This is a genomic window from Roseimicrobium sp. ORNL1 (assembly GCF_011044495.1).
In the GTDB taxonomy this organism is placed as follows: domain Bacteria; phylum Verrucomicrobiota; class Verrucomicrobiia; order Verrucomicrobiales; family Verrucomicrobiaceae; genus Roseimicrobium.
This window is the reverse complement of record NZ_CP049143.1, coordinates 1043176-1057080: the sequence shown is the minus strand read 5'-3', so window position 1 is coordinate 1057080 and position 13905 is coordinate 1043176. Positions and strand designations below refer to the sequence as shown.

Annotated in this window: 5 protein-coding genes; all 5 read right to left on the bottom strand. The window is 60.0% G+C overall.

Annotated features, from left to right (window positions below):
- Positions 1–5: 5 nt before the first annotated feature.
- Positions 6–1658, bottom strand: coding sequence for a condensation domain-containing protein (locus G5S37_RS04265; RefSeq protein ID WP_165201180.1), 1653 nt, complete (start codon positions 1656–1658; stop codon positions 6–8).
- On the bottom strand, positions 1640–3454 hold the full coding sequence (locus G5S37_RS04260) for a fatty acyl-AMP ligase (protein WP_165201178.1): 1815 nt from the start codon (positions 3452–3454) through the stop codon (positions 1640–1642). The genes G5S37_RS04265 and G5S37_RS04260 overlap by 19 nt, the downstream gene beginning before the upstream one ends.
- Positions 3448–4767 carry a cytochrome P450 gene (locus G5S37_RS04255; RefSeq protein ID WP_165201176.1) on the bottom strand — a complete coding sequence of 440 codons (1320 nt, stop codon included), beginning with the start codon at positions 4765–4767 and terminating at the stop codon, positions 3448–3450. The genes G5S37_RS04260 and G5S37_RS04255 overlap by 7 nt, the downstream gene beginning before the upstream one ends.
- A gap of 147 nt (positions 4768–4914) precedes the next feature.
- Positions 4915–9102 (bottom strand): tetratricopeptide repeat protein, encoded by a 4188-nt coding sequence (locus G5S37_RS04250; RefSeq protein WP_165201174.1) that lies wholly within the window; start codon positions 9100–9102, stop codon positions 4915–4917.
- Positions 9099–13892 carry a hypothetical protein gene (locus G5S37_RS04245; protein WP_165201172.1) on the bottom strand — a complete coding sequence of 1598 codons (4794 nt, stop codon included), beginning with the start codon at positions 13890–13892 and terminating at the stop codon, positions 9099–9101. Before G5S37_RS04245 ends, G5S37_RS04250 begins: the two co-directional genes overlap by 4 nt.
- Positions 13893–13905: the final 13 nt, after the last annotated feature.

The following is a 13905-nucleotide window of genomic DNA, read 5'->3' as shown; positions in this document are numbered from 1 at the left end:
GGAACTCAACCCGGCCCAAACATATTCTCCCACTCAGGAGGCCCCTCTCCTTGCTTCAAATCCGCCAGCCACTGATCCGGCTCGTTCATCAACGCTTGCAAGTGCGTCACAAATCCCTGCAGGAACACTTCCACCTCGTCCGGATCATACAGCAGTCCGTCAAAGCTCATCCACACGTCCAGATCGTTTGGAGAACTGACGGTGGAAAGGCTCAAGCCTGATGTCTCCAGTCGCTGTCCATGCTCAAGCCAGCCTCTGGACTCCACGCCCTCCAGGCTGAGAGCTTCACCGGGAAGATGCATGTGCTGATACACCACCTGCACTTGCGGAACTTCTTGTCCGGTAGCCTGCAGATGCTCGACGAGCTTCTCAAAGGGAAGCTCCCGGCGCAATGAAAGCTCGTCCAACTCACCGCGCAGTTGCAGTACGTACTCACGGAATGTGCTGTCCGGCGAGACCTTCACACGCACCGGCACCATGCTGACGAACATGCCCATGAGCTGGCCCGCAGCCATGCGCTTGCGATCAGACACATAAGTGCCGACGATCGCCTCCTGCTCACCCAGCCGATCACAAAGATAAGTGGCGAAGGCTGCGAAGAACACCGTGTACAGGGTTGTTTGCGACTGTCGCGCAAACGCCTCCGCGCGCTCTTTCGTCTCCAGCGGTACCAAGCCGTGCCTCGTGGTCGCCCGCGAGGGAATGGTCGTGGGCGGTTGCCTCCAGGCGAAGGGAAAGTGCAATTCCTTGGGTGGCATCTTCCAATAGTCCCGCCACCATGCCAGGCGCTCCTGATAGGGCTCGCCCTCAGGCCGCAACCATTCCCGCTCCCACACCGCGAAGTCTGCGATCTGCCATTCCAATGGTTCCAGGGCTGGTGGGTAGCCTTTGCAAAAGGCGGAGTACAACCGCCCCAGCTCCCCGAAAAAAACACGCAACGCATCCGCATCACAGAGCAGGTGGTGAAAGACCAGCATCAAGCGGTAATCCTGCTCCGCAATCTTGATGACTGTGGTGTCGAACAGCGGAAGAGCGCCGATATTCATGGGCTTCATCACCCTCTCGCGCGCACGCCTCAGCAATTGTTCCTCGGTTTGCGTCGAGTCCTCCGCTGTCCAATCCACCTCTTCCACTATCGCTGGCCCGGTGGGATGCACGATCTGGACATAGGTGCCCTCATGCAGAGCAAACGTGGTGCGCAGCATTTCATGCCGGCTGACCATTTCAGCGAGCGCGCGGCGCAGGGCTTCCACATCGAGATTCCCTTTCAGGATAAACCGTGGATTCACGATGTTCGCGTCGCGCTCGGGCGGAAGGCTGGCATGTTTCAGAAGACGTTCCTGGGCCAGTGTGGCAGGCAGCGGATGCTCGCGAGAGGAACTGGGCTTCTGCAGTTCCAGCTCGCCCTGCCCGGACCTCGCCAGCAACTCCGCCACTTCTTCGATCGACGGATGCTTGAGCAGCACCGTGGCATGGAGATCACGTCCCAGCCATGCGGCAAGATCCCCCGTGAGCATCAGCATCGACAGGGAATCCAGACCCAGGCTGGTGAAGGACTCCTCCAGCCCAATGTCTTCCGGTGCACACTTCAGGGTGTCTGCCACCTTTGCAATGAGCCAGTCCCGGATGTCGCTCTGAGTCACTTCCTTGATTGCCATAGCTTCAAAGATCGATCCATCCACGCTACCTTGGTTGCATGGCGTTGTATTTTTCCGCTCGATGTCTTCGGCAGGGCAGCTGGACGCAGCAACACCACTTCGTGAACGGATAGGTCATGTTGCGCCGCGACCGCTTCGCGAATGTGCTTAACGATGGTTTGCAAGGCGGATGCAATCGGAGATATCAACGTGGCGGCACCATTCTGCCCGTCGCTGGTTCTCTCCAGTTCCACTGCGATGATGAGTTTCGCATCATCCTCCACTTCCGCCTGGAAGGCCGCGCAACCTGATGAGCGAATCGACGGATGGCTCGCGCACACCGTGTGCTCGATGTCGCCGGGATCGTGATTGCGACCGGCAATGATGATCAGGTCTTTGATACGACCGGAGACATACAACCCACCGTCATGGATGAAACCCAGATCACCGGTGCGAAAGAAATGCGCGCCTTCCACGTCAGGCAGAGAGGCATCAAAGCCATGCGTCGTCTTCATCCCACCTAGCCAATATCCCTGCGCCACGTTCGGGCCCGAGATCCAAATTTCTCCAATCATTCCCGGTGCGCAGCGTTCCCTTGTCTCTGGATCCACGATCACGATCTGTTGCTGTCCCCACGTGTGACCGCAGCTTACAAGGATGCGTGAGGGAGTGCCCGCTTCAGCGACTGACACCTCCTGCGCGCGATGATTCTCCAAACTCGCAGCGCTGAAACACGCCGCATGCGCACCTGTGGACTTGCCTGCTCCCGCGACAAACAGCGTCCCCTCCGCGAGTCCATAACAGGGATACAACGCCTGCTTTCGAAAACCGCACGAGGCGAATGTTGCGGCAAACCGTTCCATGGTGGCATGACGCACCGGTTCCGCACCGCAGAACGCGGTCTCCCAGCTGCCAAGGTCCAGGCCAAGGCACTGCTCCCCCGAGATCTTTTGCGCGCACAGTTCGTAGGCGAAGTTCGGAGCACCGCTGAAGGTGGCACGTCGTTGCGCCATCGCCTGCAGCCAGCAGACTGGTTTCATGAGAAAGACCTCGGGAGGAATGATGGCGCACTCGGTGCCTAGATAGAGGGCTTGGAGCACATTGCCGATCAAACCCATGTCATGAAACAGCGGCAGCCAGGTGACAATGCGTGTGTCCTTCGTCTGACCAAAGGCCTCCTGCATCATGCGATGATTGGCCAGGAGATTTCCATGACTGACCATGACGCCCTTGGGCTGCGACGTAGAGCCTGAAGTGTATTGCAGAAACGCAAGTGATTCACTGTTCACCGCAGGTCGTCGCCACTGGCTCTCCAATCCTGCAGTTAGGGAATCCACGGAGGCAAAAGCCAGTCCCTCTATGCCTGCCTCTACCAATGCAGGACGAATGCGCTCCTGCATGCGCGAGGTGGTGAGAGCCAATGCCGCCTGCGAATCCTCCACCATGGCGCGCAGCCGGTGTGCCTTGCGATTCAAGCGCGGAGGATTGGCCGGGACAGCAATCACACTGGCATAAAGACAACCCAGAAACGCCACCACAAACTCCAGCCCGGAAGGAAACAGCAGCAGCGCACGCTGCCCTTCGAGTCCTTGTGATTGCAACCACGCGGCGACGGATCGCGCCTGCCGATCCAATTCCGGGTACGTGAGGAATGCCGTTTCCTGAACACCGTCCTGCAGGAATACAAAGGCCCTGCTTTGTCCACCCGTCGCAGCATGATGCTCCACCAGATCCATCAAGGTCTGCACGCGGTGCGGCACGCCAGTTCCCGCGCCGAGTGCGGCCTCTCCCCGGATGCTGTGCTGCGGGGTCAGCATGCAGGCAGAGGTTTCCTAAATTCCACTGTAATGGGAAACCCCTCCTTCAGACGCAAGGCTGTACCGGGAAGCGGATATCGCCTGATACCCGACGGCATGTGCATCTTCACATGCTTGAGCAGAAGGGCCAGAATCAACGGCGCTTCAATCATCACCAACCCCTGGCCGATGCACTGATGCCTGCCACCCAAGAATGGGAAAAACGCATAACGGTGGCGATCACGACTGCGTTCAGGAAGGAAACGCTCGGGATCAAATCGTTCAGGCTCTCTCCAAAAATCCGGATGCCGGTGGGTGGTAAAGGAACAAACGAGGACCAACCCTCCAGCGGGAATGCGAACTCCTGCGACGGTATCTTCCTTCACGGCCTGCCGTACCGCCACACTCACGGGTGGATAGAGACGCATGGACTCATCCAGCACCATGCGCAGGTAGGTGAGCTGTGAGAGATCGTCCACCACCGGAGTGCGTGAATCGAGCACGCGATCCACCTCTTCCACGAGCCGTTCGTAGACATCTGCATGGGCGGAGAGAAGTGCCATCGCCCATGAGAGTGCGATGGCCGTGGTCTCATGGCCGGCGATGATCATGGTGACGATTTCGTCCCGCACCTGTCGCGCGGTAAGCACGCCCTCGTCCCGCGCCTGCAACAGGGAGGACACGATGCCTCGTGCACTCCTCGGACCCGACTCAGCCTTTTGCGTGAGCTCCGCAACGATGGAATCCATGACCTCCATCGCTGATAGGAAACGTTCCCTGAGTTGGGGGTCGATGATCAGCGGCACGTTGAATACGACATCGGAAAGATCGCCCACATGCGCCATGATCACCTGGGCAGCATCGACCATCCGGACCACATCCTCCTGCGGCACTTCTCCAAACAATACGCTGAGAATAATTTCCAAGGTCAGTCTTCGCGCCTCAGCACACAATTCCAACACTTCCCCTGTTGCACCTTCTTTCTCCCAGCGACGGAGCATGCCCAGAGTGGATTGCACGATCACGTGACCAAATCCGTGAATGCATTTCTCGTGGAACGAGGGTTGCAACAGCCGGCGCTGCTGCTGCCAGTAGCGGCCATCGCTCGCGAGTAGTCCATCACCCAGCACCATCCTCATGAGTGCTGTCCTCTCGAAGTTGGCATTCTGCACGATGGCCTGCACGTGATCCGGATGATTGAACAGATGCACAAGACCATAGCCACTGTGGTACCGCACGATGTCACCCTGCTCGTGAATCATTTTCAGAAGATGACCCAAGGGGTCAGGCTCCGCTTCCAGTGATGGCGTGGTCTGGGGGAGTGAGGCCAGCATGCGTTGCTTGCGTGGGGGCAAAGGCCGGTGAAACCCGACACGCAAATTATGCGGGTCTATAAGGCGGCGGCAAACCCTAAGTGACAATATAATCGCAAAACCCCTCAGGGCCGCAAACCCACACCCATAAAACAGGCGTCTGCTGCTTCACGCGGCCTGCTGAATTCTTGAGCGACGCTTCCGTCCGGCCCACTCCACACCTGCAATCACCACCGCGCCACCGGCCAGGATCCACAACGCCACCTTCCGCTGCGGTTCGAGCGGCTTGTCGATTTCCAACTCAAGCGCGGCATGATCCTTTAACTTGCGGAAGTGATACACCGTCCCATTCAGTGGCACATCCACGGGCAGTGACACACGCCCCTGAGGCTTCAACTGCGGAGTAGTCGTCAACTGCACCGGCACCGGGTCCTCCCATCCTCGATTGACCTCATTGAGCATGCGGGCGCGGGTGTGATCTCTGGTCGTCCTGAAATACTCAGCGCGGGCGCGCTCCGTGTCTTCCTGGCCGCGACGTGCAGCCCTGTTGTTGGGATCCACACGAAGCACTTCTTGGAATGCCGCACTCGCCTGATCCATGTTTCCGAGGTTGAGGTAGCTGTATCCCAGCTGGAGATTCTTTTCGATCCCCTGCACTTGCTCCACCCGGGACGGTGTCACCGCCGGCTCATTTAGATCCTGATACCTCCGCGCTGCTCCAGGCTGAGCTGCACCCAAAGGCGAATTGGATGGAGCAGGGGCAAACGGATCAGCCCCCGCAGGTACAGAAGAAGCGGGAGGCACGGGAGCAAACGAATCCGCCGGGGCTGCAGGTGCGGCGGGAGCGAGGCTCATGTTGGGAGGTACTGAAGCGCCGAGGCCGCTCGAAGAATTGAAGCTCCCGCCGGATGCCGACTGTGCGGGCACCACCATCTCCTGGCCAACCCTGTATCCACCGTCGGCCTGCAGGAAATTGGCAGCACCACGCGCGTTGTTGAGCGTGACGTTCCCCTGGAGCGATGGCATCTGCGGCTGCTCCATCTGCGGTGTGGCCGCCTTCGCAGCAGGGGCGGAAGGCAGCGCCACCGGGGCATCTCCCCGAGTGAGGAAATCATTGCTCACGGCAACGTTATCGTTGAGCACGGTGTTGGCTCCCTGCAGCATCACCTTGCCTTCCTTGGCTTTTGGCGCCGCAGCATCCTTGTTGTAGTTCCAGGTGTTGCTGTTCACGGAGCCCGTGCCTGTGAAGGCACCTTGCTCCATCTGGACCTGCCATGTGCCGCTGCCGCTCTTGCTCAGCTTTCCAACACGCACTCTATTGTCCTTGAGCAGAACCTCCTGCTGCTTCAGTTGTTGCTCCAGCTGGGCATTGCTTTTGAAGCGCACTTCCTCGTCACCTTCCTTCAGCGTCGCGCGTTTGGTGACGGCAGGCTTGCTGTCGCCGCTGCTGCGAGAGAACTTGGACTTCTTGCTCTCCTGATACCGGTTCACTTCTTCCAATGCCTTGGTCGCATTGCCGAGTGCCTCCTTGACGTCATACTCGCTGCTGCTGCTCGTAGAAACGATGCGGTTCAGGCGGAGCACGTCACTCAGTTTCTGCTGCACCTTCTCGTCCTCGATCACTTCCTCGACCACCTCCTCCATGTTGCCATCGAACTCATTGAGCTCGTAGCCTTGGGGCACCCATACATTCCACAAGGTCCGTTCCACAGAGAGCCCCACGAGTTCGGGATCATCCATCGCCGCGGCATCCTTGATCGACGCACCATCCTTCGCCGGGACAAAGTACGTGAGCCTCACCTGCTGTGAGAGTTCACCCGCACGCATCTGGAGGAGCGGCACAAGGTGGCAGAGCTCGGCTTTTTCACCGGCTGTGGTGGCTGGTGTGCCCCGGTCGGCGCGCACCATTTCCTCACCGACCATCACCGTCACCAGTTCCGCATCCTTCGGGAGACGCACCGGCAGGAATTGCAGGGATCGATTCGCCAGGGAATACACCACCGTTTCCCAGCGCTCTCCATTGGGACGCAGGGCGGTGGTGATTTCCGCGAGCGTGACGATGGCGGCGTTCGCCGCAGTGGCCTGCGTGTTGGAGAAGGTGAGCTTCATCTCGGCGTCTGCGCTGCGCGCCTGGTACAGCTCGGGCGAAGCCAGCCCCTCGGGCAGCCACGGTACCGCGGAGGCCACCGACTTCTCCACCTGCTTGAGAGTCGTCTTCACCTCGCGGGAGGAACTGTTCTCCAGGATGAAGAACCGCCGCGAACGCGACGCGCCGTCCACCACCGCGAGAGGCAGCGCCGCTTCGGCAGCGGGCGGCTGCTCCCAATCCAGCGTGACAGAAGCAGCGCCGAGGATCTCTCCCTGGAAGGTGACGTTGTATTCCCTTGTCTCACCTTGCGTGGTTACCTGCACATCGCGCACATCCGGCCCGCTCACGCGAGCCTCCGGTGCGGAGGCTGGCAGGCGTACCTTCAGCCCGCTCACGGCTCCCTGGTCCACCGAAATGCCCACCTGCTGGGAGAAGGCAAGCATCTCATCCGCCGAGCGCACGAGGAGCACCGTATCCGCACTGAGCTTCGGCGGTTGGGGAATCAATGTCACTGTCGGGGCAGCGGGAGGCTGCTTGGCAGAAGCCGCATCAGGCTCCCAGAGCAGCTCACGCTTCGTCACCCAGGGAGGCGATACCGTAAAGACTGAGTGCCAGGAGGCAGGATCCGTCTCACTCCAGGCACGATCAAACTGCAGCCTCACATCCATGGCGGCATTCACCGCAAGGGCCACACGCGCCCTTTGTTTCGCCATCCCTTCAAAGAACACCACCGGGAGGCTGGCGGCCGTTTCACCCGGGGCACGCGTGGTGGCTGCATTCAACACGAAGCGGGCTTCTTTGACGACTCCACCGTCAAACTGCACGAATACACCACCCGCATCCCGCTGCCAGTCTCGCAGGCCTGAGCCCTGCACACTCTGCACCTCATATCCTGGTGGCAGCCTCAAGTACGCCTCGCTCAACGGCAACCGCCCTGCATGAAGTGTGGCGGCAATCATGATCTCCAGCTTGCTCACGCCCACCTGAGCCAGTGCCTCCACCGTGGCACTCACGATGTCCTCCGCGACTGCCACGGTGTAGGACAGTGTATCATCACCGCGCAGTTTCCAGGAGCTGAGGATCGAATCAGCGCCCTCCACGGGAAAGACTGCGGGAACACGCTGCGCTCCCGTGGATGCCACTGTCACTTTCAACGCCGGCGAGGCAAGGATCTGCACCACGCGCTCCACACGCGCCGCCTGCGCTCCCACGTGTGGTGTCTTGCGCTCACCATCCACGGTATCCCGCGCACGCAACGCCGACATGGAGAAAGCGAACGCATCCCGGACCGGCTTGAGCAGCCGTATCTCCGCCACCATCTGCCCGCCTTCACGGCGTAGGATCGCCTCCCGCATACCGGTGACGTTCCAACTCACCGGCCGCACATCTTCATCCATCGTAACGACGAACGCGGATCTCTCCGCGCCAGAGAAGGTGAAATTGAACCGTGCCTGCACCTGGTCCGACTTCTGGCGTGCGGTGACATCAGTCCTGACGTCGCAAGCCGCCGCGACTGCCTGCTCCACGGAGCGGCGCATGGCCTGCCGTTTCAGCGTCAGTTCATCGCCCTGGCTGGTATTGAGCACTAAGGTGAAGACACGTCTGCCCTCGCGCACTTCTTCGGACACCAGTGAGGTCTGCTTCCGGGGCGTGATATCCGGCAATCCGTCCGTAAGCGGTACGGAGACTCGCAACACGCTTGCGACCGCTGGAGGAATTTTCAACGCGGCATCCTGCCAGCCACGAGACAGGCCCACGCTCACCATCGCTTCCAGTTGATGCGCTCCCGGCTCCTCAAGAAGAATGCCGCCATCCTTGAGAGGCGCAGGGCGACCGTCCAACGTCCAGCCAACTACTGCGTTTCCTGCCGCGGACAACGGAAGCTCCACCCGCTGCCACTCGCCACGGGAGCCAATCTGGAACCGGCTCTTTACCGTGAAAGCGGCATCTTCCACGGCCACATCATGCATGGCGAGATTCACTGCCACACCAGTGTCAGTGTCCTTCTCCGCCTGATCTGGCTGCCGCCTCTCCTTGGCCTTCGCCCAGAGTTCCTGGAATACATCATAGTCGAGATAGAACCTGTTCGCCGACTGCTCCCTGATCGGCTTCGTGGCATCGAACGGGATGATCACCGTATGCGCTGCGCCATCCGGCGGTGGCGGTGGTGTCTGTTGCTGTGCATGCCCGATTCCAGCCACGCACCATGCGCTGATCGTCATTGCTGCCACACGCATCTTTTGCATCATCTCAACGAACGTTCTCACGCCACCACCTCCTTTTCGTTCGAGTTTTCCAACGGCCTTGTACGCTCTCTCCACCACTCCGCGATTTTCCAAAGGAGCCAGACTCCAAGGGCCATCATCCAACCAGCCAACAAGGCGGAGAACTCTGCGGTCCACGAGGGCAAAATCAGGATCGGTCCACACACCAGGACTAACACCACGACAAAAGTGTAGAACCAGATGCGCACGTTTCGCAAAACCCAGAACAACGTCGCGCCCAACAGCACCAGCAAACTGGTGCGCGTTGCCTGCCGCTCCCACGAAAGGTAATGCAGGGCAAACTCCTTCGGTCGCTGATGTCCGTGAAGGACAAGCACCTGGCCACTCGTGGGCAACTCCAGTTCCAGGGGCACAAGACCCGACTTCGCGCGATTGAGCGACGCATTGCGACGGTTCTCAATGTAGTCCTTCATCAATGCATTCACATAACTCTCCACAAGATCGAGACTGGACTGGGTATTGCGCACAATGAGCTGACTGGTCGCGGGAATAAATGTAGCCGAGCCTCCTTCGGGAAAGGGGATGCCGTTTGACGTGAGCATACTATTCGCGGCGGGTCTGGCGGCGAGTCCGGCGTCTGGCCCTCCAGCGGGAGGACTCACCTCTTGATGGGTGAGGAAATCTGGCGGCACCTTGAAGGTGCGGGTGTACATCTCTGTGCCTACATCCGAGATGGGCACCACCACCACCGCATAGGGCTCCACCTTGTATTTCATTCCGCCGAGCTCAGTGACGTAGCGCAGCGCTTCCGACATCGGAACGTCCTTGAGATCCAGGCTGATGGTCGCTGTGGATGGTGCAGCGCCAGGCTTGACGATGAGATTCACGCCCCTCTTGGCGCGATCGGATTCCACCTGGTCATAGTCCTTGCTCTTGATACGAAGATACTCAATCGCCTCCTCCACGGAAATGCCGTTGAATTCCACGAACGGAAAGATGATCCGCGACATCTTTTTAATGTAGTAGTCTCCCGGGCTCTCGACCTGTCCGTAGTTCTCCGTACCCGCATTCGGGTCATCGTTGTCGACCATGACCTCGTCAGGCCTCAATGAATCAAGCAAGCTATCCACCAGATCCAGGCTGGGTTGTGTATTCCTGACCAGCAGCATCTGCGCATCACGGTCGTACACAGCCACGGCCCCCTCTGGAAACGGAATGCCTTCCGCCTTGAGGGCAGCCTCGAGCGAAAACTCCCCTGTGGAAGGCTTCCTCTCATCCCCTCCCGCAGGCGCGAAGGGATCCCGCGGCGCACTCGGCGCATGCATGCCCATCGATTTCTCCTTATAGGCGAGCATCTGCGCGAGCGTCAGTTTGAACTTCCGTGAGTACATCTCTGAACGGACATCACTTATGGGAACGATGGTAATGCCGAAGGACTCGATCCTGTACTTGGCCCCACTCAGTTCCGTGACGTATCGCAGTGCATCGAGAAGCGAAACATCCTTGAGGTCCAGGGAAATGGTTGCCGTGGATGATGCAGCCTCAGGTTTCACCACAAGGTTCACGCCTCGCTTCGCCGGATCCGGCTCGGCGTGGTCGTAGCGCTTGCTCTCGATGCGAAGGAAATCGATGGCCTGTGTCAACGATGCTCCGGCAAACTGCACTGAAGGCAGGATGATCTTATTGAGCCGCTCCGCGACCATCCGCGCGTGCTCCTCATTTTTTGCAAGGTCGTCAAAGCTGCCTCCTCCAGACAGGAAGTCCACCGGAGCTTCCGCAGGGGTCCCCATGACCTTCCCCACCACGGTCCTGCCAAACAGATTCTCCCAGAATCCAGGAGCGCGCGGCGAAATCGAGCCACCCCTCTCATCTTCCACCAACCCGCTGCCAGCATGCGCCAGGGTGAAGCCACCCGGAGTGTAGACCTTCCACTGCGTTTCCATCACCGGCACTTCATCTCCAAGAGTTGGCGGAGTGAGAGCCACCCTCCCGCTGCCGCCCCATTCGCCGGAGGGTGTATCATAAATCACTTTCACCTCAATCGGGGCCGAGTCACCGATGCGGGAGCTCAGCGGCAGACGCACCTCGTTCGTGCCGGCTTTCACCGGCTTCACCACCTTGCCGTCCACCATGGTGCTGAGCAGGCCCACTCCTTCTGGCAGGCGAATGGTGGCAAACTGCCGGCCATTGTGCCGCAGGGTGAAGACGGCCTCATGCCGGGCGGAACCATCCTGGCCGAGCACACTGGTCATGCGCAGGTGAATGAGCACCATGCCTGCAAGCGACGCCGGATCATGCCTCGTGGCCGTGAGGCGGATCTCATGCTCCCCTCCCCCGTGACTATACGCGGCAATAACGCGATGCTGCGGGCTGTAGCCCTGCACCGACGGGGGACGACGCGAGTCAAGGGGCTGCACACCACGCGTCGCGAAGGCTAGTTCCGTGTCCGTGTTCGCCTCCACCACCCAGCGGCCCGCCGTGCGGCGCGCACCTGGAACAGTGATGTCTGGCAGCGCCGTGGTGAGCGTGCCTTCTGCGGAACCTTCAGGAGCCTTATCCGCAGGAAGGCTCATGCGGAAGCGCACATTGGCCGCACCAATGAGCTCTCGTCCCAAGGTCAAGGTCCAGACGCCGGTGGCCGCATCCAGCGACTGCTCACCCACCAGAGGGGACGTCACACGCAGCAACGGCGCAATCGAGACTGGCAGCTTCACCTCAAACTTGCGCAACGGCGCGCCTGATACGCTCAGGGCAATCTGCCCTTCGATTTCCACCTGCTTCGCACGTGGCAACGCATATGCGGTGATGGTGGCATCATGCACCGGCGAGCGACGGCTCAAATCGAAGCCAAGCTTCCACTCCTTCAGCCCAAACCACGCCATACGCCCGCGCACGGGCGTGGCCCTGGCATCACGCATCTCAAGTCCCGTAGTGTCCGTGACGTTGACCTTCCATGATTCGTCAAACTTCAGCGCAGCATAGCCCGACACACGACTCGCGCCCGAGACCGGAAGACTCGCAATGGCCACCTTCTCACTGGCCGTGCCATCCGCTGCATTGGGAGGAATGTCGCGCCGCGTACGTATGGTGAGCGAAGTCTGCTCCCCCTTGCCAAGCCCCTGCGGCCACGTGACTTCGATATCACGGCTTACCTGCTTCCACAGCACGTGCTCTCCAGAGGTCACTGGTATTTCCAGAAACACTTCTGACTCCGGGAGTGTGACCACCGCGCGAGAGGTACTGCCTGCTTCGCCGTGAAACACCAAGGTGCGCACCACACTGACTTCATGCGAAGCCACCTCCACAAGAGCATCGGCATCCACGCTGAAGCGGTCCGGCACCATCTGCACTTCGACCAGTGGTTTGTCGGGCAGGGCATCGAAACTGAATCCGCCAACAAATCGCGGATGACGGAAGAGATCTTCCGCCGGTGCAGATTGAATCAGGGCACCAACTCCCACGCCCTTGATCGCCACCTTCGCCAGTGTCCGCAGCGGGTACTTGTCCGTTTCTTTCACCGGTCTGGCGAAAGGGAGCAGCTTGTTGAGACGCACGCCGACGTCTGATTCTGCCATGATGGCGGTATCCCACCTGGTGATCACCGCTCCGTCAATCCGTGCCGCTGGCAGTTCCAGCAGGTGCACAGCATCAGATGCGCCTGCCCATGGTACCTCGAACTCCACCAGCACCTTCCCTGCATTTCTGGCCACGGCAGGAGATTGAAACTCTACGCCGCCCTCGACCGGCTCCCACTTCATGACATCCAAAGCGGAGCCATAGGTGGTGGCATGCAACACGCGGGCCTCCTTTGGCAAGGAGACACGAAGCTTTTCAGAACCACGCGGCTGCGCCCCTGACCACGCCAATTCTGCGGCTGCCGATACTCGATCCGTTGAGATGCCATAAAGGATCGAAACCTGGGACTGCGTGATCGCCTCCGCACCCTTCGCAAGGTTTTCGGCAGGCTCCAAATCCAGCCTGAACATGAAAAAGGTGCGCAAGTGTGCCTGGATGCCAGTGCTCCACGAATAAGCATTTGCCATCACGTCCCAAGCTCCGTCTGCAACACGCGTGGCAACATCCGTGGATGCAGGCTTCCACCCAGGAGGCAACTCCAGCCGGACGGGCGTCGCTGCCGAAGAACCGGTATACTGCGGTCCTTTGGGACCTGCCGTCATGGCGACAGCCCTCGGTTTGGGTCCTGTAATCCCCAAGGCGCTACCCTTCACAGGTCCCTGGGACACTTGGGCGACAAAGACTACTCGCAGCACATGCCTGCCCTTCCCTTGGGAGAGCACCGTGGTCTTCCAGGCTTTCTCATCAGAGTTCACCATGATCGGCTTTTCCGCAGCCAGGTCGGTGAGCATGACCTCCGGTGGGCCTGCCCATGCCGGAGGTTGCGGAGACAGGGTACTGCGGATGCTCCCCAGGGCGAAAGGCAGACTCACCTCGCTCCACCCATCCTTCAGATTGTGGACGTGAAACTCATACGTCAGCGTCGCCGTGGACACGTCCTCAGACACTCGGGCCGTGACCTTCACATCTTCGATCACCGCATCGACCGGCGCTGCCTGCTCCTTGAGCGCTCCCACCCTTCCGGCATCACGGATGAGCGCCATGTACTGCTCGCGGTCGAGCACGACGGCATTCGGATGCTTCTCCAGGACCTCCTTGAGATCCTTGGTGGGCACCCATAATTCGTGTCGTGTGGGTTCAAGTGTTGGCGCGGGTGCAGGTGCGTCCTCGGCGCGCAAGGGCACGGCAAGGAGCACGCTGCATGCGAGAGCCGCACACGCGAGGGTGCCTTCGGTGAAGGTGAAGTATCGTCCCATGGCTGGCCTGGTG